The organism is Prescottella agglutinans (genome assembly GCF_004011865.1).
Classification (GTDB): Bacteria; Actinomycetota; Actinomycetes; order Mycobacteriales; family Mycobacteriaceae; genus Prescottella; species Prescottella agglutinans.
In genome coordinates, this window is the sequence record NZ_RKLP01000012.1 from 215,260 (window position 1) to 235,200 (window position 19,941).

Sequence of the window (19,941 nt, forward strand, 5' to 3'; positions counted from 1 at the left end):
AACTGCCGCCGGGTCCGCCACCCAAACTCTAGCCGGTCGCACCGGCCACCTGGTCAGCGCATACCCGGTAGTAGCGTCTGGACCTGTGTCGTCAGATTCCCGCCGCTGGGGCTCCCGGAACTCCGATCTCTCCGCGATGCGCGTGAGCTACGGCGAGATCGGGCCGCAGCGACCCGTCGTCGAACCCGATCTCGAACCGTCCTGGCTCGACGACGGCTGGGCGGCGTTGGCGCGGAAGTGGGTCGAGGACGCCGTCGAGGCCGCCCTGCCCGAGCCCAACGCGATGGTGCTCGGCACCGTCGACGCCGACGGGCACCCGTGCACGCGGACCGTCCTGTGCAAGGGGCTGAGCGAGGACGGTGTGCTCTTCTTCACCAACTACGAGTCCGACAAAGGGCGACAGCTCACCGCGACGCCCTATGCGTCGGTGACGTTCGCGTGGGTCCCGTTGGCACACCAGATCACCATCCGTGGCCCCGTGGAGAGGACGAGCGAGGACACGACGACCGACTACTGGAACAGCCGCCCGCGCGGATCGAGGCTGGGGGCGTGGGCCTCGCACCAGTCGCGTCCGATCGCCTCGCGCGCGGACCTCGAGGCCCAACTCGTGGACGCGGGGCAGCACTTCGCGGTCGACGGCGACGTCCCGGTCCCGCCGCACTGGGGCGGTTTCCGGATCCGGCCCGAGTCGGTGGAGTTCTGGCAGGGGCGCCCCAACCGCATGCACAACCGGATCCGCACCCGTCTGGTCGACGGCGCGTGGATCGTCGAGCGTCTCCAGCCGTGATGCGCGGACTACTCGCCGACGTCACCCCGCTCCGCAACCCCGACTACCGCCGCCTGTGGACCAGCGGCATCGTCACCGTGATCGGTGGCCAGCTCACGGTCGTCGCGGTGCCGCTGCAGATCTTCGCGATCACCCAGAACTCCGCGTACGTCGGGCTTGCGGGCCTCTTCGGGCTCGTGCCCCTCGTGGTGTTCGGCCTGTGGGGCGGCGCGCTCGCCGACGTGATGGACCGCCGCAAGCTGATCATCATCACGACGCTGGGGCTGATCGGCACGTCTTTGCTGCTGTGGCTGCAGGCCGCCGCGAACGCGAACAACGTCTGGCTGCTGCTGTGCCTGTTCTCGCTCCAGCAGGTGTTCTTCGCGGTCAACTCGCCGACCCGCAGCGCGATCATCCCGCGGCTGCTGCCGCTGAAGGACCTGCCCGCCGCGAACTCGCTGAACATGACGGTCATGCAGTTCGGTGCCATCGCCGGGCCGCTGCTCGCGGGCGTCCTCATCCCGGTGGCCGGGTTGTCCACCGTGTATTTCCTCGACTCGGTCGCGCTGCTCGCCACGCTGTGGGCGGTGATCAGGCTGCCGGCGCTGCCGCCGACCGGCCCCGCCCGCCGCGCCGGACTACGCGTCGTGGGGGAGGGCTTCGCCTACCTCGCCACCCAGAAGGTGTTGCTGGCGTCGTTCGTCGTCGACATCGTCGCCATGGTGTTCGGCATGCCGCGGGCGCTGTTCCCGGAGATCGCCCACGACTCGTTCGGTGACCCGCTCGACGGCGGTGTCGCGCTCGGCCTGCTGTTCGCGGCGATGTCGGCCGGTGCGGTGCTGGGTGGCGTGTTCTCCGGGTGGCTGCCACGGATCCGCTACCAGGGCCGGGCGGTCGTGATCTGCATCGTGCTGTGGGGCCTGGCGATGGTCGGCTTCGGCGTGGTCGTCGGGGTGGCGAATCCCGGCGGTCCGGCGGTCCTGCTGTGGCTCGCGCTCGCGTTCCTCGCGTTCGGCGGTGCCGTCGACATGGTCTCGGCGGCCCTGCGCAGCACGATGCTGCAGCAGGTGGCGACCGACGACATGCGCGGACGGCTGCAGGGTGTGTTCACCGTCGTCGTGGCCGGTGGCCCCCGCATCGGTGACGTCCTGCACGGCGCCGCGGCGTTCTACTTCGGGACCGCGGTCGCGTCCGCGGGTGGCGGCATCCTGGTGGTGATCGGCGTCGTCGTCTCGGTCCTCGCCTTCCCGGCGTTCGTGCGTTACCGCGTCGGACGGACGGGGGCGCCCGAACGTGTCTGACCCGCGAATCCTGGTGTGCGGCGAGGCTCTCGTCGACCTCGTCCCGACCGGAGACACCGCATTCGACGCGCGCCTGGGCGGCGGCCCGTACAACGTCGCGGTGACGCTCGGACGCCTCGGCAGCGCGGTGGGGTTCTGCTCCCGCATCTCCACCGATCCGTTCGGGGAGCGGCTCGTCGCGGCCCTGACCGCGTCGGGTGTCGACGTCGGGCTCGTCCAGCGCGGGCCCGAGCCGACGACGCTCGCGGTCGCGGGACTCGGACCCGACGGGGGTGCCCGGTACAGCTTCTACGCCGACGGCACCGCCGACCGGCTGGTCACCGATCCCGGGCCGCTGCCGGCGTCGGTGGCCGCAGTGTCGTTCGGGACGTTGTCGCTCGTGTTCGAGCCCGGCGCGAGCGTCTACGCGGACCTGCTGCGCCGCAGCCACGACGAGGGTCGGCTGACGGTCCTCGACCCGAACGTGCGACCGGCCGCCTTCCCCGACAGCTACCGCCGCCGGTTCACGGACCTGCTGCCGTCGATCGACATCGTCAAGGTCTCCGACGAGGACGTCCACTGGTTGGGACAGGGGGTGGACGGCTCCACGCCCGAGCAGTGGCTCGAGGCGGGTGTCTCGGCCGTCGTCACCACCCACGGCGCCGACGGATCGAGCGTGCGGACGCGTCGCGTCCACGAACACGTGCCGGGGCGCCGGGTGGCCGTCTCGGACACGATCGGTGCAGGTGACACAGTGCACGGCGCGTTGCTGCACCGGCTGGGTGCGCGCGGACTCCTCCGACGGAGTTCGGTTGCGGCCCTCGAGGGGGGACAATGGCGAGAGGTTCTGGAGTTCGCTGTTCGCGCGTCGGCCGTCACGGTTTCGCGGCCCGGGGCGGACCCTCCGTGGGCAGTGGAGCTCACGGGCGACTAGTTTCTACTTGAATGTTACGAAGTTACTCACTGGTCTGAGTTTGAGAGGGATCCTTCCGTGCCCGCTGAGAATGACAACAAGCCCACACTCAGCTACCCCGGTGGCGAGCACACGATGTCGATCGCCAAGGCGACTGAAGGCAACGACGGTATCGAGCTTGGAAAGCTCCTTGCCAACACTGGTTACACGACACTCGACCCGGGTTTCGTGAACACTGCGTCCACCAGTTCTGCCATCACGTACATCGACGGCGAGAAGGGCATCCTGCGTTACCGCGGGTACCCGATCGAGGAACTCGCCGGTCGCTCGACGTTCATCGAGGTCAGCTACCTGCTTATCTACGGGGAGCTGCCGACGCAGGCCCAGCTGGATGTGTTCACGGACAAGATCCGTCGCCACACGCTGCTGCACGAGGACCTGAAGCGGTTCTTCGACGGCTTCCCGCGCAACGCGCATCCGATGCCGGTGCTGTCGAGCGCCGTCAACGCGCTGTCGGCGTACTACCAGGACTCGCTGGATCCGGACGATCCGGAGCAGGTCGAGCTGTCCACGATCCGTCTGCTCGCGAAGCTGCCGACGATTGCGGCGTACGCGTACAAGAAGTCGGTCGGTCAGCCGTTCCTGTACCCGGACAACTCGCTCAGCCTGGTCGAGAACTTCCTGCGTATGACGTTCGGCTTCCCGGCCGAGCCGTACGAGGTCGACCCCGAGGTCGCCAAGGCCCTCGACATGCTGCTGATCCTGCACGCCGACCACGAGCAGAACTGCTCGACGTCGACGGTCCGCATGGTCGGCTCCTCGGACGCCAACCTGTTCACGTCGGTCTCCGCCGGCATCAACGCGCTGTGGGGCCCGCTGCACGGCGGCGCCAACCAGGCCGTGCTCGAGATGCTCGACGAGATCGCCGCCGGCGGCGGTGACGTCAACGAGTTCGTCCGCAAGGTCAAGAACAAGGAAGACGGCGTGAAGCTCATGGGCTTCGGTCACCGCGTCTACCGCAACTACGACCCGCGGGCCGCGCTCGTCAAGCAGACCGCGCACTCGGTGCTCGGCAAGCTGGGCGGCGACGACAAGCTGCTCGACATCGCGATGAAGCTCGAGGAGGCGGCGCTCACCGACGACTACTTCGTCGAGCGCAAGCTGTACCCGAACGTCGACTTCTACACCGGCCTGATCTACCGCGCGATGGGCTTCCCGACGCGCATGTTCACGGTGCTGTTCGCGCTCGGTCGCCTGCCCGGCTGGATCGCGCACTGGCGTGAGATGCACGAGGATCCGGCCACCAAGATCGGTCGCCCGCGTCAGATCTACACCGGCTACACCCAGCGTGGCTACGTGGACCTGTCGGCCCGCTGACCCGTTCTGCCCGACTACTACTGATCGGACGAAAACCATGAGCACCAAGCCCGAGATCGAGTTCCAGGAAGGCCCCGCGCCTACCGAACTCGTCATCAAGGACATCGTCGTCGGTGACGGCCCCGAGGCCACCCCCGGCGCCAAGGTCGAGGTCCACTATGTCGGCGTCGAATTCGACTCCGGCGAGGAGTTCGACTCCTCGTGGGGCCGTGGCGAGTCCATCACCTTCCCGCTGCAGGGCCTCATCGCCGGCTGGCAGGAGGGCATCCCCGGCATGCGGGTGGGCGGTCGGCGTCAGCTGACGATCCCGCCGGAGCTCGCGTACGGCCCGGCCGGTGGTGGCCACCAGCTGTCGGGCAAGACGCTGGTGTTCGTCATCGACCTGCTCGATGTCGTCGTCCCGCCGGAGCCCCCGGTCATCGAGCCCGCCCAGGGCCCGGCCCCGGCCGAGCTCGTGATCGAGGACATCACCGTCGGCGACGGCCCGGAGGCACAGCCGGGTTCGGTCGTGGACGTGCACTACCACGGCGTCGAGTACGACACGAACCAGGTGTTCGATTCGTCGTTCCTGCGCGGTGATTCGGTGGCCTTCCCGCTGAACCGGCTGATCCCCGGCTGGCAGGAGGGCATTCCGGGCATGAAGGTCGGCGGTCGCCGCAAGCTGACGGTTCCGCCGGAGCTCGCGTACGGCCCGGCCGGTGGCGGCCACCAGCTGTCGGGCAAGACGCTGGTGTTCATCATCGACCTGCTCGGCACCAAGTAGTCTGCAGCACAACAGCATTCAGGCCCCGCACCGACATCCGGTGCGGGGCCTGAATCGTCTCAGGACCGTCGGCTCAGCTCGATGACCGGGAGCTCCCGATCGGTCTTCTGCTCGTACTTGGTGAATTGCGGTGCCGCGGTCGTGATCGACGCCCAGGCGTCGTCGCGCTCGCTGTCGTGGAGTTCGCGTGCCGTCACCGGAATCGACTCGCCGCCCACCTCGATCGTCACCCGGTCGGGGTGCGCGGCCAGGTTGAGGTACCAGGCCGGGTTGGAGCGGGCCCCGGCCGCCGATGCCACGATGAACCACTTGCCGTCCGGTCCCGTGAACCAGCCGACCGGAGTCGAGCGCCGCTCCCCGCTCTTGCGGCCGATGGTGGTCAGGACCAGCGTGTCCATGCCCATGAACTTGCCGCCGCGTCGGACCCGGCCCATGGCGAACTTGTTCACCCAGCGCACCATGCGTCCGTGCGGTGGCCGCGCGCCACGGGTGCCTCGAGGGTGGCTGAAGGTCATGGCCGCGTCTCCTCGTTCCGGGTCGGTGGGGGACACGATCAGTATGAACCGATTCGACGGTGCGCCGGGACGAGAAAGGGCGCCCCGACCGAAGTCGGGGCGCCCTCTGCTCAGCGTGATGGTGTGACTACCGCCGGGAAATTACCGCGGAGTGCCCATCGCGTCGGCCAGCATCGGCCACGAGTTGTTCAGGTCGTCACGCCAGTAGCCCCACGAGTGGGTGCCGGCCGGCTTGAAGTCGAACGTCGCCTGGCCGCCCATGCCGTTCTCGTTGACCGCGTTGAACAGACGGTGGGTGCACTCGTTGGTCGCGGCCTCGATGATGCCGCCGACGATCACCTGGTTGGCCAGGGTCTTGACGTCACCGTTGATGCCGTCGCTCTCGAGCGTGTCGTGCGGGCCGGGCAGGCCGGACGCGTTGGAGACGTACAGCTTCGGGCCGTCCTTGAGCTTGCCGATGTTGAGGATCGGGTCGTGCGCGATCCAGTCCTCGCTGCCGATCGGGCCCCACATGTTCTCGACCTCTGCGCTGCCGCGGGCGGCGATCACGATCTGGATGTAGGTCTGGCCGACCGGGGTCGCGGTGTCCGCGCAGCCCGAGTACGCGCCGACGGCCTTGTACAGCTGGGGATCCTTGAGCGCGAGGTTGAACACCGAGGTGCCCGACGTCGAGATGCCGGCGAGCGAGTTGACGCCGGTGGTCCCGAGGGCGGAGTCGATGACCGGCGGCAGCTCCTGGGTCAGGAAGGTCTCCCACTTGTTGGCGCCGTGCAGCGACTCGTCCGGCTTCTGCCAGTCGGTGTAGTAGGTGAACGCACCCTGCATCGGGGTGACGACGTTGACCTGCTTCTCCTTGAAGAACGTGCCGATGTCGGCCTGCTTCTGCCAGGACGCCGAGTCCTCGCCGCCGCCGGCGCCGTTGAGCAGGTACAGCGTGGGAGCAGGCTTGGAGGTATCGGCCGGGCGGATCACCTCGAGCGGGATCTCGCGGCCCATCGACTCCGAGTAGACGCGCAGCGACATCTTGTTGCCCTGGCCGGCCTTGGCCGACACCAGGTAGGTGCCGCCGTTCTCCTTGGCGGCCTCCTGGATCTTGGCGGCGTCGGTCTGGCCCGGCGTCTCGGCCGTTGCGGTTCCGACACCCACGAAGACGGGCAGCGCTGCGACCGTCGCCGTCGTGGCGCCGATCAACGCTTTGAGCCGGCGGGACTTCCTGGTTACACGCATGCTTACTCGCCTTCGGTGGTCGGCCGAGGAGTGGGTCTCAGCTCCTCGGTGTTGATCGTGTGTATATCACTTTCGCTATCGGTGCTACGTCTCGCTTTGCTACCGGTTGGCCCAAAATTCTCGGAGACGTACCAGAATTATCGGGCATAAACAGTCAGACCATGTCGTTTTTCTGCAACCAGCGCAAGGTCGGCCAGCCGCAGAACACCGGCAGCCAGCAGGTCAGTACGCGGTAGAGCAGCACTGACGGTACCGCGATGCCCACCGGCAGCCCGAACGCGGTCAGGCCGCCGATCAGGGCGGCCTCCACCGCGCCCACACCGCCCGGTGTGGGCGCCGCCGAGGCCAGGGTGCCGCCGATCATCGTCACGATCGTGACGGTCACGAACGTCGTTCCACCGCCGAAAGCCTCGACCGAGGCCCACAGCGCCAGCGCGGCGCCGAGCGTGGTGCCGGCGCTGCCGAGCACGATCAGCATGAAGCGGCCCGGGCTGCGGGCCAGTTCGCCGAGCGACGCCAGCACCTCGGTCAACTGCGGCCGCACCTCGTTGCGCAGCCAGCGGCGCGCCTTCGGGATGAACATGAACGTGCCGACCGCACCGAGCGCCACGCCCGCGATGAGATAGAGGATGGTGCCCTTCGGGACGAAGTGCGACAGGTCGGCCTCCCGTCCGGCGGCGACGCTGAAGAAGATCAGCAACGCCACGTGGGTGACCACCTGGACCGTCTGTTGCAGGGCCACCGCGGCCGTCGCGCGGACGGCCCCGAGACCGCCCTTCTGGAGGAACCGCACGCTGAGCGCGAGTCCGCCCACGCCCGCGGGTGTCGTGGTGGCGGCGAAGGTGTTGGCGACCTGCATGATCAGCAGGTGCCGGTACCGCACCAGTTCGGACGCGCACGCCCACAGCGCGGCCGCCGCCCCGACGTACGTGAGCGCGGAGACGATCAGCCCGGCCAGCGCCCACCACCAGTTCGCGGTCTTCAGTTCGGTGAGGAAGGCGGGGACCTGGCTGATGAACGGGTACGCGACGTAGACCAGGCCGATCAGCAGCACCAGTTGGATGATCTGGTTGCGGGTGAAGCGGGTGACCTGTTCCGGGGCGATCTTCTCGATGTCGGTCTGGTTGCTGACCTCGTCGCGGATCGACGCGAGCAGCCCCGCCGACTCGGGCGCCTGCTTGCGCAGCCGCGACGGCATCGCGGACTTCGTGAGGCGGCCGGATGCGGCCAGGATCCGGTCGCGTCCCTGCGCGGCGAGCGCGGCGCGGACCGCGGGTCCCACCCCGAACAGCGACGCGGTGGTCAGCAGCATCTGCGCGGTGTCCGACTGGATCTGCGCCTCGGACGGGCCGAGTTCGGCGAACGCGAAGCCGTCGAACAGTGCGCGGCCGTCGTCGATCCGGATCTCCGACGCCCGCAGGTCGCCGTGGGTGATCTGGCTGGCGTGCAGTTCGCCCAGCGAGGCCCACACCATCTCGAGGAGGGTGTCGCGGGGGTGCGGGTTGTCGGTCGCGAGGGTGGCGATCGGTGCGCCGTGCGAGGCGGGGCGGGCGTACAGCTTCCATCCCCGGTCCAGTGCGGTGACGGCCATCGGCTTGGACGCGGCGAGCCCCAGGTCGGCGACGGCGATGCCCATGAGCGCCCGGTGTTCGACAGCACGACCCAGCGACGCGTGCACCGGTGCACTCTCGCTGCTGCGCAGCGCCAGCCACTGCGAGAACTGGCGGATCGCGCCACTGCTGCGCTGATTCTGTCCGTACAGTTCGACGATCATCTCGGGCTCGCCGTCGCGCGCCGCGCCGAGGATCAACGGGCCGCTGCCGGCCGGTGCGATCACCCGGAACGCGGTGATCCGGTGGCCCAGCCGCTGCAGCGCCTCGACCGCCGACTCGAGCGGCACCTCGAGCGCCGGTGTCCCGACGACGAGCACGATGATCGCGCCGACGAGGTACCCGACCGCCAGACCGAGCATCGAGCGGGCCGGCACGATCGAGCTGACGATCAGATGGATCGGCGCGAACAGGAGCAGCAGGGCCCACCACAGGCGCCGCCACCGTTTGGGCAGCCACGGTCCGGACACGGTCAGGACCGCGGCGAGCATCGCGATCCAGCGGGGATCGTCGAGGAACTGGGAGAGGAACGTGTTGAGACGGTCGGAGACGTCGAGGTGCCACTGCGGGGCAGCGAGACCGGTGCCGGTGAACGACAGCGCGACGCCCGCGATCAGCCCGGCCGCCGCGTAGCCCGCGAGCAGCTTCCAGCGCCGGCTGATGACGAGCTGGATCAGGATCGCGAACGGCAGCGCCAGGATCGCGATGCCGTAGAGCAGGTAGACGGTGTCGGAGACCTCCGGCGACAGGATGCCGACGATGTCGGACACCGACGTCTCGAGCGCGTCCCACTCGCTGCGGGTGATCAGCGAGCCCGCGATGACCGCGCCGAGGAGCAGCAGCGCGAAGACGACCCGCAGGATGTCGCTGGTCCGTCGGGCCAGCGGCTGCAGCAGGCTGCCGGTGACCGGGATGTCCCGTCCGTCAACTCTCAAGGGTCACCACCAGTCGAACGCCGCCGAGGTGGCTGTCCTCGAACGTGGCCAGGCCACCGTGGAGTTGGGCCTGCTGGGTGACGAGCGCGAGTCCCAGTCCGGATCCGCCCTTGGCGGCGCCACTGCCGCGCCGGAAGCGTTCGAACACCGCCGACCTCTCCGTGTCGGGGATGCCGGTGCCGTCGTCGTCGACGGTGATCGTCACCGCGCCGTCCGCCGCGCGGTGTGCGCCGATCGCCACGTGCCGGGCCTTGCCGTGCCGGAACGCGTTGGTGATCGCGTTGTCGAGCGCCAGGCGCAGGCCGACCGGCAGGCCGCGCACGACCAGTCCGGGCGGTGCGTCGACGGTGACCGACAGTCCCGGGTACAGGCGTTGTGCGTCCTCGGCGGCGAGGTCGCACAGTTCCGTCAGGTCGAGATCGATGTGGTCCTTCTCGCTGGACAGCTCGCCGGACGCGAGCCGCTCGAGCGCGGTGAGTGTCGCCTCGAGCCGGCCCTGGGTGCGCGCGAGGTCGGCGAGGATCTCGGCGCGCTGCTCGTTGGACAGGTCGAGCGTCGTGAGGACCTCGAGGTCGGTGCGCATCGCGGTGAGCGGGGTCCGCAGCTCGTGCGCGGACGCGGCGGCGAAGTCGCGGGCCGTGTCGAGGGCGGCGGCGGTGCGTGACTGGGCGTCGGAGACGTCCTGCAGCATGGCGCCGGCGGCCGCCGCGAGTTCGTCGGCCTCGCGGACCCCGGAGGCGGCCGGTGCGAGATCCCGGTCACGCCGGCTCACGCGCTGGGTGAGGTCGACGAGCGGCCGGACCGCGCGTCCGCCGAAGACCCAGCCGAGGCCGCTCGCGGCGACGACGGCGAGGACGCCGACGAGCGCGACCTGCTGCTGCTGTTCGGTGGTCGGGTCCTTCGCCTCGGCGAGCGGGACGGCCACCGACAGCAGCGACGAGGATCCGGGGGCGAGCGGGGCGGTGAAGGCGCGGAACGGGGTGCCGGCGACGTCGACGGTGTGGGACCCGGGATCGAGTTCGGGCAGCCGGCTGGAGGTGCTCGCGACGACCTGGTCCCCGGAGCGGATGGTCACCGCGAACGCGCCGGCGTCGCCGAGGACGTTCAGGAACGGTGCGGCGGCACCGGCATTGACGACGAGCACCCGGGACGCCGTCTCGAGGCGACGGTCGAGCTGCAGCAGGTTGTTGCGGGCGATCGCGAGCGCCAGGTACACGCCCACCGCGGCGACGACGATCGTCGCCCCCAACGCGGTGGCCGCGGCGACCCGGGCCTGCAGCGAACGCGGCCGGATCATGTCGGCCCCCGCAGGACGAAACCGACGCCGCGGACGGTGTGCACCAGCCGGGGTGTGCCGTCGGCCTCGAACTTGCGGCGCAGGTAGCCGACGAACACGTCGACCACGTTGGTGTCGGCGACGAAGTCGTACCCCCACACCAGGTCCAGCAGCCGTTCTCGACTCAGCACGACACCGGCGTTCCGGGCCAGCACCTCGATCAGTTCGAACTCCCGCTTGGTGAGCGGAATCTCGTTGTCGCCCAACCAGACACGTCGGCCGGCGACGTCCACCGACAGTGGGCCGACGACGATCGGGGGATCGGTCACCGTCCCGGCGGCCGTCGTCGAGCGGCGGCGGAGCATTGCGCGGATCCGGGCGACGAGTTCGGCGAGGACGAACGGCTTGACGAGGTAGTCGTCGGCGCCGGACTCGAGGCCCGCGATGCGGTCGTCGACCGAACTGCGCGCGCTCAGGACGCAGATCGGGACGTCGTTGCCGGCCGCGCGCAGCGACGTGACCACCCCGGTGCCGTCGAGGACGGGCATGTTCATGTCGAGCACCACGGCGTCGGGGGTGGTGTCGGCGACCACCCGCAGCGCGACCGCACCGTCGGACGCGGTCCGGACGGTGAATCCGGACAGCCGCAGGCCACGTTCGAGTGAGGCCAGCACATCCGGGTCGTCGTCCACGACCAGAACGGTTGCGGTTGCGGTCACGTGAGCATTGTGCCCGGTGAGCGGTCCGGATCCGTGCATGCTCGTCACCGATCCGCGTCCGGCGACGACTGCCGTCGTTGCCGCGTGACGATGACGTCGGCGACCCGGACGAAGGCGTCGAGGTCGGCCGCGGGGACCCCGTCGAACAGTTCCCGCGCGGCCTGCTCGCGCAGGTGCTGGATGCGCCGCGCGTCGGTGCGGCCCTGCTCGGTGAGGGTCACGATGTGCGCCCGGCGGTCGGTGGGATGGGCGCCGCGGCGCAGGTGGCCGGACTGCTCGAGCGCGTCGACCAGCGCGGTGACCTGTCGGGTGCTGCACCGCAGGACCTTCGCCAGCTCGCGCTGGGTCATCGGCGGATTCTCGAGCACGCACAACAGCGCTCGGGTGCGCGCGGTCGTCAGGCCGAAGATGCGGGCCCCCGCCGTGATGGATGTCGACAGGTGCTCGGCCAGGAGGTAGGCGCGGCCGAGGGCATCGCTGATGTCGGGCGTGTCGGGCACGGCAGTGATGCTAATTCATTGTGAACACTGTTCACGAACCGTGCCCGACGGTCCGGCTACTGCATGCAGCGCTGCACCAGGGCGCCGATGCCCTCGATTCGGCTGGTCACGACGTTGCCCGGGGCGAGGAACCGTTGCGGGTCGCGACCGACGCCCACGCCCGCCGGGGTCCCGGTGAAGACGAGGTCGCCGGGGCGCAGCGTGCACACCGCCGAAAGGTGCGCGATCAGTTCGGCGACGGGGAACATCATCTGGGCGGTGCGGCCGGACTGGACCATCTCGCCGTCGATCTCGCACTCGATCGCGAGGTCGTTCGGGTCGGCGAACTCGTCCGGGGTCACCAGCCAGGGGCCGGTCGCGCCGAAGCCCGGGAACGACTTGGCGAGCGAGAACTGCGGAGCCGGCCCGGCCATCTGGGACGTCCGCTCCGAGAAGTCCTGTCCGACGGTGAGTCCTGCGACGTGGTTCCAGGCGTCGGCGACGCCGACGTTCGTGGCCTCGCGGCCGATGACGGCGACCAACTCCACCTCCCAGTCGACCGTGTCGGTGGGCAGCGTCAGGTCGGTCTCGGGACCGGTGAGGCAGCTCGCGAACTTGGTGAAGGTGGGCGGTGCGTCGGGCGCGGCCAGGCCGGTCTCGGCAGCGTGGTCGCGGTAGTTGAGCCCGATCGCGAACACCTGGCTCGGCGTCGGTGACGGTGCCCCGAGGTCGCGGGAGGCGAAGGTCTCGCCGGCGCCGCTGCCGAGGACGCTCGCGGCCCAGGCGGTGAACGCCGACCACTCGGCGTAGACCGAGGCCGGGTCGGGGCCGAAGCGGCCGGAACTCGCGGTGTGGATGTCGATCGCCCGGTCGTCGTCGACGAGGACGGCTCGTCCGGAGAGGTTGGCCACGCGCATGGTTCGGGTCCTGTCGTCGTCGGGTGGGGAGGTGCCGACCAGTAGACCCGATGAATATCGGAAAAGCAATATAATTTCGAAACTTGACTCCCGATTCGGAACGGCCTGTACTGGCCGCATGGCACGAGCGACCGGCACCCGCGCAGACGAGATCCACGCGCGGCTGCGCGCCGACATCCTCGGCGGCGTGCTCACCCCGGGCGAGAAGCTCGCCTTCGGGCAGTTGCAGGCGCGCTACGACGTGAGCACCGGCGTGCTGCGGGAGGTGCTGCCGCGACTGGTCGAGCAGGGGCTGGCGGTCTCCGAGGCCCAACTCGGGTTCCGGGTCGTACCGGTGTCGGTCCCGGATCTGCTGGAGCTCACCGAGACCCGGGTGTTCGTCGAGTCGGAGGCGTTGCGGCGGTCGATCGCGCACGGCGACGTCGAATGGGAGTCCGCGGTCCTGGCCGCGCGGCACCTGCTCTCGAGGACCCCGTCGGTGGACGCCGACGGCCGCGTCGCCGAGGGGTGGCTCACCGCTCACAGCAGCTTCCACGGCGTCCTGCTCCGGGCCTGCCCCAACACCCGACTCGTCCGGATCGCCGAGTCGCTGCGGGACGTCTCGGAGGTGTACCGCTGCTGGAGCGGGCGCGCCGCGGAGGCGTCGACCCGGGACGTCGACGCCGAGCACCGGCGCATCGCGGCCGCCGCGGTCGATCGCGACGCCGATCTCGCGGTGGAGGAACTTCGCCGGCACATCGAGTTGACGACGGATCTGCTCATCGCGGGAGTCGACAGGTGATCGGGCTGGGCGAACTCGAGACCGCAGTGATGGATGTGTTGTGGAACGCCGACGAACCGGTGCGGGTCCGGGACGTGATGGATCGGCTGCAGCCGCCACGGTCGCTCGCGTACACCACCGTGATGACGGTGCTGGACAACCTGCACACCAAGGGCATGGTGTCCCGGCGCCGGGTCGGGCGGGCGTACCGGTACCTGGCGACCCGGAGTCGGGAGGAGACGGCGGCCGACCTGGTTCGTCAGGTGCTGCGGTCGAGCGGCGACCCCGAGCGGGTCATGCTGCACTTCGCCAACTCTGCGAGTGACGACGAGTCGCGGATCCTGCGCAGGGCGGCCCGAAGGACGCAGGCCCGGCGGCGGGACGAGGATCGATGATCGCCGCGGTCGGTCTGCTCGCCGCGGCGGGCGTGCTCGGATTCCTCGCGCCGCGATGGCTCGATCGGCTCGCCGACCCGCGCCGTGATCCGCGGGTTGTGCTCGGGGCCTGGCTCGCCTCGCAGGCGATGTTCGTCGGCGTGATCGCCGCGGTACCGATCGTGCTGTGGGTCCGGCCCGGCGAACGCTGGCACATCCTTCCGTCCGCGACGCTGGTGTGCGCCCAATCCTTACGCGAAAGCGGCACTGTTCCATGGTTCTTCGTGCTCGAGGCGGCGATCTGCGCCGCCGCGCTGGCGGCGATCGTGCGGATCGTGGTCGTCGTCTCCCGCAGGCTGCTCCGGTATCGCCGGATCACCGACGAGCACGCGTGGACGCTGCGCCTGGTGGGGCGCCGCGACCCGGCCGAGGCCGACGACGTGTACCACCTGCACGGACATCGCTTCGCGGCGTACAGCATCGGCGGCCGGGAACCGGCGATCGCGCTCGGCGCGGGTCTCGCAAGCCTTGCCCCCGGCGCCAGGGACGCGGTACTGGCTCACGAGCGCGCCCATCTTCGCGGCCGCCATCACGCTCTGGTGGCCTGGGCCGACGCACTCGCCGCCGCGCTGTCGATCGTTCCACTCGCCCGGGTGGGGGCGATCTGGATCCGGATACTGGTGGAGCTGTCCGCGGATCGTCACGCCGCGGCGATGTGTGGACCGGGGGCCGTGTGCGATGCGCTCGGGAGCTGTTCCGGCGCAGGTCGATCCGGTTCGATGCCGACCGGGAGTCATCTCGAGGACCGCGCGGCCTGGCTGGCGGCGGCGCGTGTTCCGCATCGCGGGATGCGGTGTGTGCACTATCCGCTCGCGCTGACGGTGTCCGCGTTGCCGGTGCTCGTCAGCGTCTCGTCGGTGATGGCGGCGTTCGTCGCCTACTGCGCGGTGCGGTCCGGGTGACGCGACCCGCCGTGCGGTCCCGCCTCTTCTGAAAGCGCTCTGTCGCCTGAACTTTCGAGCGGTACCCGCACCTCTCTCCGTTGCCGGGGCCCCCTTCGACTACTAAGGACCTTAGTAGTTCTATGTACTATCACCGATAGTAGTAAGGGTGACGGGACGGAGGATCGGGTGACGCCGAGGAGTGGATTGTTCGGGATCAAGCGGGACGTGTGGTTGCTGGGCGTCCTCGGCGTCGTCGCGCTGCTGGTGGTGGGGTTCCTGGTGATCGATCGAGCGGGGAACTCGAGTGAGACATCGTCGGCGGCGGACGCGTCGGCGGAGGAACTCGAGCCGAGTATCGGGCCGGTCGGGGACATGTCGCGGCGGAAGGACGGAGATCCGTTGGCGCGCGGGCCGGTCGATGCGCCGGTGGTGCTGGTCGTGTACTCCGATTACCGCTGCCCGTTCTGCGCCAAGTTCAGCCGGGACACCGAGCGGCAACTGGTCGAGAAGTACGTCGACGCGGGCGTCCTGCGCATCGAGTGGCGGGATCTCCCCCTCTTCGGTGAGCAGTCCATGGCCGCCGCGCGTGCCGGACGGGCCGCGGCCGCGCAGGGGAAGTTCTGGGAGTTCAACTCCGCGTTGTACGCCTCGGCTCCGGACCGTGGGCATCCCGACCTGAGCGCGGCGGCACTGCGGGGGTTCGCGGAACGAGCAGGTGTTCCGGACCTGGACCGGTTCGCGGGTGACGCCGCCGATTCCGCGCTGGACGAGGACATCGCCGCCGACGTGCTCGAGGCCAACGTGATCGGAGTGTCGAGCACGCCGTCGTTCGTCATCGACGGATACCCGATCCTCGGTGCGCAGCCACTGTCCGTCTTCGAGCAGGTGATCGCGAAGGCCGGCGGGACACAGCCGTGACGGACATCGGACTGCTCGGCGCCCTGCTCGGCGGTCTACTCTCTCTGGTCAGTCCCTGCTCGGCGCTGCTGCTCCCGTCCTTCTTCGCGTACGCGTTCGACGGTGTCGGGCGCCTCGCCACCCGGACGGCGCTGTTCTACGCCGGCCTCGCGACGGTGCTGATCCCGCTCGGTGCAGGGCTCGGCGCGATGGGGTCGCTGCTGACCCGGCACCGGGAGACGGTGACGACGGTCAGTGGGCTGGTGCTGATCGTGTTCGGTGTCGCCACGGTGTTCGGAAAGGGCTTCGCGTTCGCCCCGGCCCAGCGTGCCGCCGGTTCGGTCCGGGTCTCCGGCGCGGCCTCCGTCTTCGCTCTCGGCGCGGTGTACGGGTTCGCCGGGTTCTGCTCGGGGCCGCTGCTCGGCAGCGTGCTCACGATCGCAGTGGCGGGTGGCGGTGCGGGGTACGGCGGGCTGCTGATGGCGGTCTACGCGTTGGGGATGACGGTTCCGCTCTTCGTGCTGGCGTTGCTGTGGGATCGCTTCGATCTGGGCCGCCGACGGTGGCTGCGGGGCCGGGAGTTGACCCTCGGGCCGGTGCACGCGCACACCACCTCGCTGGTGTCCGGGCTGCTGTTCGTGGCGATCGGCGTGCTCTTCCTGGTCACCGACGGCACCGCCAACCTCGGCGGTGTCATGGGTGTGGACGAACAGTTCTCGCTCCAGGTGACCCTCGGCGACTGGGCGAATCGTGTGTCCGACGCGGGCATCGTGCTCTCGGTGGTGCTGGTGCTCTTCGTGGTGGTGGCGGTCCGGGTGGTGCGTCGGCGCCGGGCGGAGTCGCGGCAGTCGGAGTCGGGCGGCGGCGGCGACGCCTGAACTACCGTGGGAGTGCGCGCCGCGCGCACGACCGACCAGGAGGACGCCTTGACCGAATCGCTCGTCTGGTTCCGGCGCGACCTGCGCGTGGGGGATCTGCCCACGCTGAGCGCGGCGGGGGAGCGGGCGCTAGGCCTGTTCGTGCTCGACGACCGACTGCTCGGACCGTCGGGCGGCCCGCGACGAGACTTCCTGTACCGCAGCCTGTCCGCGCTCGACGAGCAACTCGCCGGCCGCCTGCTCGTGGTGCGCGGGAACCCGGTCGAGGTGGTGCCCCGAATCACGAAATCGATTGGTGCGCAAGAAGTGCACATCAGTGCCGACTACGGGCCGTACGGGCGGGAGCGGGACGCCGCGGTCGCCGAGCGGGTGGATCTGGTGGCGACGGGGTCGCCGTACGCGGTCGCGCCGGGGCGGGTGACGAAGGACGACGGCACCCCGTACAAGGTGTTCACCCCGTGGTTCAAGCGGTGGCTCGACCACGGCTGGCGCGCGCCCGCCCGGACCGGCGCGGACACGCTCGACTGGATCGACCCCGACGACGTCGTCGAGGCGAAGGGGCGCACCGCGATTCCGGCGCCGTCGGCGCCCGGGCCCGCGGCCGGTGAGGCGGCGGCGCTGGCGCGGTGGCGGGAGTTCTGTCACGACGACCTTCTCCGCTACGACGACGAACGCGACCGCCCCGACCTCGACACCACCAGTCGGATGTCGGCGTACCTCAAGTTCGGCAGCATCCACCCGCGGACGATGCTCGCGGACCTCGCGGGCAGGCACAGCAGCGGCGCGCAGCAGTACCGCCGGCAACTGGCGTGGCGAGACTTCTACGCCGACATCCTGTTCCAGCGTCCGGACAGTGCCCGCCGCAACTACGACGCCAGGTTCGACGCGATGCGGCACGACGGCGGACGCGACGCCGACGCCCTGTTCGCCGCGTGGTGCACCGGCCGCACCGGCTTCCCGATCGTCGACGCCGGGATGCGCCAACTGGTGGCGGAGGGGTGGATGCACAACCGTGTACGGATGATCGTCGCGTCGTTCCTCGTCAAGGACCTCCACCTGCCGTGGTGGCGGGGTGCCCGGTACTTCATGCAGCACCTCGTCGACGGCGACCTCGCGTCGAACCAGCACGGCTGGCAGTGGACCGCCGGATCCGGGACCGACGCCGCGCCCTACTTCCGGGTGTTCAACCCGACCACTCAGGGCGAGAAGTTCGACCCCACCGGCGACTACGTCCGCCGGTGGGTGCCGGAACTGCGCGGGGTGGGCGGCAAGGCGGTCCACGCCCTGAAAGACTCCCGGCCGGAAGGGTATCCGGAACCGGTGATCGACCACGCCGAGGAGCGGCGCGAGGCGCTGGCGCGGTACGGCGAACTGCGCTGAGGTATCCGCGTCACCGCCGGACGAAGTCCCCGGGGCGCCAGGTCCCGTCGAACGCGCTCTCCTGCGGACCGTAGATCCGGAGGTAGACGAACCAGGATCGTCCGGGAACCGTCTGCACCCACCGGTTCTCCGCTCCCGCTGGAGCATTGGGGCCGACGTACAGGGTCACCGTGTCCGAGCCGTCGTGGGGAACTTCGAACATCGATCGCAGGGCCGCACGGCCCTGATCGGCCTGGACCTGGGAGCGGGTCTGCGCGTCGTAGACGGTCAGCGACCAGAACAGTCCGGCCGGGACGGGCTGCGGGATCGTGAGCGTGTAGTCCACGCCGCCGTCGAGGTACTCGCCGGACACGTCCCGTGCCGCCAGCCAGTACAGCGAGCCGCCACCGACCTGCCGTCGGAACATCGCCGGGGACGCGACGATCGCCTGCGCGAACCAGCGGTCCCGGGCCTCGAGATCGAGTCCGGCCGGCGTCTCGAAGTCGGCGTTGTCCGGGACCAGGCCCGCCCACTCCCATGCGCGGTCCGGCCATGCCACCCGGTCTGGACGTGTTCCGGAGAAGGCGGACACCAGCATCTGGTCCCGGCCGACGCGCGCCGCGCGCTCGAGGATCCAGGCCGTCCGGGGGTCGGGCGCGAAGGGTTCGCCCCTCCGGATGCCGAGTGTCGCGAGGAGTCCGTGCATCGGCCGGAACTCTTCCACCACCGGTTCGCGGTCGAGGATTCCGTGCAGGACCTCCCAGAACTGGAGATTGTCCTCCCACCGCAGGCACGTGCTGTCGAGCGGCTTGTCGGTGATGTCAACGAACTTCAGGACGTCGGACGCGGCGGCGCCGAGCCGGTGAACCTTCATCTCGCGCAGTGCGTTCAGGGCCCGGTCGATGTCGCCGCCCACCGGGAGTGCACGGATGGCCAGGAGCACCGTGAAGGAATTCGACCGCCCCACGTGGTAGCCGGACGGGATGTCGCCGTCGTATCCGGGTGGGAGCACCAGGTGTCTGCCGCCCTTGCCCTCGTCGGGGCCGGGGATGCCCATGTCCATCACCCACCGCTGATGATGGTCGTCGACGAGGCCGATGTAGGGGCCGGCGGGCAGTTCGATCACCATCGGCCCGTCGGTCAGATCGAGTGCGGCAGCGCCGTACGGGGTGTCGGAGTTGAGCGTGAAGCCCACCTGCAGGGGGCCGGTCGACGCGATTCCCACGGCCTCGTTGTCGGCGATGCCGATCTCGCGGTTGCCGTTGAAGATTCCCTCCATCGAGACCGTCGGGTACCAGAACCGGTATGCGGTCACCGCTCGTTGGAAGTCCGCGTCGTAACGAGCCAGGTCTGCCGCCTCGGGTGTCGGGTAGCCGTCGTCGAAGTCGTAGGGGGCGTCGTTCCTTGCTTCCGAGTCCCGCAGCGTCATCGTGTTTCGTCCCGTCCGTCGAGTTCGAGTCGTCCTCCCGAATGAACCGCACCGACCGGTGCGCCGACATCACCCGCGCCGGGTGAACGGCCGCGCCGGGCGTCGATGTTTCCGTTCGGCGCACCCGGCGAGCGGTGTCCAGATGTTTCCCAGTCAGTGGACACCCCTACTTTCGATACCGCTGGCTCCGGTATAGCCTCGGGCGTCTCCTCGACGGAAGGATCCGTGGTGTCCGAAATCGCCTCCCCCGATGTGTTCGCACCGGCCAAGCTCGGCCCGATCACGTTGCGTAACCGCATCATCAAGTCCGCGACGTTCGAGGGGCGGACCCCGCAGGCGCTGGTCACCGACGCGTTGATCGACTTCCATCGCCGGCCCGCCGCGGGTGGGGTCGGCATGACGACCGTGGCGTACTGCGCGGTGCAGCCCGAGGGGCGTACCGAGCGCGGTCAGCTGTGGATGCGGCCGGAGGTGGTGCCGGGTCTGCGCAGGCTCACCGACGCGATCCACGCCGAGGGGGCGG

20 protein-coding genes and 1 pseudogene are annotated in these 19,941 nt (G+C 69.8%); 13 read left to right on the forward strand and 8 right to left on the reverse strand.

Translation table 11 applies throughout. The features are described 5' to 3' along the window. Window positions 1-136: 136 nt before the first annotated feature. The 6 genes and pseudogenes from pdxH to EGT67_RS25390 all read left to right on the forward strand — a co-directional run bounded on the left by pdxH (window position 137) and on the right by EGT67_RS25390 (window position 5,099). Window positions 137-787, forward strand: coding sequence for a pyridoxamine 5'-phosphate oxidase (gene pdxH, locus EGT67_RS21815; RefSeq protein ID WP_127918219.1), 651 nt, complete (start codon window positions 137-139; stop codon window positions 785-787). Then, window positions 787-2,067, forward strand: a complete 1,281-nt coding sequence (locus tag EGT67_RS21820) for an MFS transporter (protein WP_127918220.1) — start codon at window positions 787-789, stop codon at window positions 2,065-2,067. Before pdxH ends, EGT67_RS21820 begins: the two co-directional genes overlap by 1 nt. Further along, the gene (locus tag EGT67_RS21825) at window positions 2,060-2,980 is read left to right on the forward strand and encodes a carbohydrate kinase family protein (RefSeq protein ID WP_127918193.1); all 921 of its coding nucleotides are present in this window, start codon (window positions 2,060-2,062) and stop codon (window positions 2,978-2,980) included. Before EGT67_RS21820 ends, EGT67_RS21825 begins: the two co-directional genes overlap by 8 nt. Window positions 2,981-3,037: 57 nt before the next feature. Further along, window positions 3,038-4,336 (forward strand): citrate synthase, encoded by a 1,299-nt coding sequence (locus EGT67_RS21830; RefSeq protein ID WP_127918194.1) that lies wholly within the window; start codon window positions 3,038-3,040, stop codon window positions 4,334-4,336. Window positions 4,337-4,373: 37 nt separating this feature from the next. Beyond that, window positions 4,374-4,724 (forward strand): annotated as a pseudogene (locus EGT67_RS25385) (FKBP-type peptidyl-prolyl cis-trans isomerase); the annotation flags it as partial. Then, the gene (locus EGT67_RS25390) at window positions 4,719-5,099 is read left to right on the forward strand and encodes an FKBP-type peptidyl-prolyl cis-trans isomerase (protein ID WP_277750167.1); all 381 of its coding nucleotides are present in this window, start codon (window positions 4,719-4,721) and stop codon (window positions 5,097-5,099) included. The pseudogene EGT67_RS25385 and the gene EGT67_RS25390, both read left to right, overlap by 6 nt. Before the next feature lie 59 nt (window positions 5,100-5,158). Here the strand turns inward: EGT67_RS25390 and EGT67_RS21840 are convergent, their stop codons facing one another. The 7 genes from EGT67_RS21840 to EGT67_RS21870 form a co-directional block, all read right to left on the reverse strand. Further along, window positions 5,159-5,614, reverse strand: a complete 456-nt coding sequence (locus EGT67_RS21840; protein WP_127918196.1) for a nitroreductase family deazaflavin-dependent oxidoreductase — start codon at window positions 5,612-5,614, stop codon at window positions 5,159-5,161. A gap of 141 nt (window positions 5,615-5,755) precedes the next feature. Next, entirely contained in the window at window positions 5,756-6,841 is a 1,086-nt protein-coding gene (locus tag EGT67_RS21845) for an alpha/beta hydrolase (protein ID WP_127918197.1), read from the reverse strand. Between the two features lie 154 nt (window positions 6,842-6,995). After that, window positions 6,996-9,386: a lysylphosphatidylglycerol synthase transmembrane domain-containing protein gene (locus tag EGT67_RS21850; protein ID WP_127918198.1), complete on the reverse strand. Its 2,391-nt coding sequence runs from the start codon at window positions 9,384-9,386 to the stop codon at window positions 6,996-6,998. Beyond that, window positions 9,376-10,683, reverse strand: a complete 1,308-nt coding sequence (locus EGT67_RS21855) for a sensor histidine kinase (protein ID WP_127918199.1) — start codon at window positions 10,681-10,683, stop codon at window positions 9,376-9,378. Before EGT67_RS21855 ends, EGT67_RS21850 begins: the two co-directional genes overlap by 11 nt. Continuing rightward, window positions 10,680-11,420 (reverse strand): response regulator transcription factor, encoded by a 741-nt coding sequence (locus tag EGT67_RS21860; protein ID WP_127918200.1) that lies wholly within the window; start codon window positions 11,418-11,420, stop codon window positions 10,680-10,682. The genes EGT67_RS21855 and EGT67_RS21860 overlap by 4 nt, the downstream gene beginning before the upstream one ends. A 5-nt stretch (window positions 11,421-11,425) precedes the next feature. Then, a complete protein-coding gene (locus EGT67_RS21865; protein WP_241566171.1) occupies window positions 11,426-11,881 on the reverse strand; it encodes a MarR family winged helix-turn-helix transcriptional regulator in 456 nt (151 codons plus the stop codon). 56 nt (window positions 11,882-11,937) lie between these two features. After that, on the reverse strand, window positions 11,938-12,777 hold the full coding sequence (locus tag EGT67_RS21870) for a fumarylacetoacetate hydrolase family protein (protein WP_127918202.1): 840 nt from the start codon (window positions 12,775-12,777) through the stop codon (window positions 11,938-11,940). A 118-nt stretch (window positions 12,778-12,895) separates the two neighbouring features. On the opposite strand from EGT67_RS21870, the gene EGT67_RS25395 reads away from it, so the two are divergent. From EGT67_RS25395 to EGT67_RS21900, 6 genes are all read left to right on the forward strand, one after another. Then, window positions 12,896-13,558, forward strand: coding sequence for a GntR family transcriptional regulator (locus EGT67_RS25395; protein ID WP_127918203.1), 663 nt, complete (start codon window positions 12,896-12,898; stop codon window positions 13,556-13,558). Continuing rightward, window positions 13,558-13,932, forward strand: coding sequence for a BlaI/MecI/CopY family transcriptional regulator (locus tag EGT67_RS25400; protein WP_277750168.1), 375 nt, complete (start codon window positions 13,558-13,560; stop codon window positions 13,930-13,932). The genes EGT67_RS25395 and EGT67_RS25400 overlap by 1 nt, the downstream gene beginning before the upstream one ends. Continuing rightward, complete coding sequence (locus tag EGT67_RS21885; protein ID WP_127918205.1) at window positions 13,929-14,873, forward strand: M56 family metallopeptidase; 945 nt, start codon at window positions 13,929-13,931, stop codon at window positions 14,871-14,873. Before EGT67_RS25400 ends, EGT67_RS21885 begins: the two co-directional genes overlap by 4 nt. A gap of 168 nt (window positions 14,874-15,041) precedes the next feature. Then, window positions 15,042-15,773, forward strand: a complete 732-nt coding sequence (locus EGT67_RS21890; RefSeq protein WP_127918206.1) for a DsbA family protein — start codon at window positions 15,042-15,044, stop codon at window positions 15,771-15,773. Further along, window positions 15,770-16,630 carry a cytochrome c biogenesis CcdA family protein gene (locus tag EGT67_RS21895; protein ID WP_127918207.1) on the forward strand — a complete coding sequence of 287 codons (861 nt, stop codon included), beginning with the start codon at window positions 15,770-15,772 and terminating at the stop codon, window positions 16,628-16,630. Before EGT67_RS21890 ends, EGT67_RS21895 begins: the two co-directional genes overlap by 4 nt. A gap of 48 nt (window positions 16,631-16,678) precedes the next feature. Next, window positions 16,679-18,010: a cryptochrome/photolyase family protein gene (locus tag EGT67_RS21900; protein ID WP_127918208.1), complete on the forward strand. Its 1,332-nt coding sequence runs from the start codon at window positions 16,679-16,681 to the stop codon at window positions 18,008-18,010. Window positions 18,011-18,020: 10 nt separating this feature from the next. Here the strand turns inward: EGT67_RS21900 and EGT67_RS21905 are convergent, their stop codons facing one another. After that, a complete protein-coding gene (locus tag EGT67_RS21905) occupies window positions 18,021-19,418 on the reverse strand; it encodes a DUF1254 domain-containing protein (protein WP_127918209.1) in 1,398 nt (465 codons plus the stop codon). A 228-nt stretch (window positions 19,419-19,646) separates the two neighbouring features. On the opposite strand from EGT67_RS21905, the gene EGT67_RS21910 reads away from it, so the two are divergent. After that, window positions 19,647-19,941, forward strand: a 295-nt coding sequence (locus EGT67_RS21910) for an oxidoreductase (RefSeq protein ID WP_476742042.1), incomplete at its 3' end; no start/stop codon positions are given.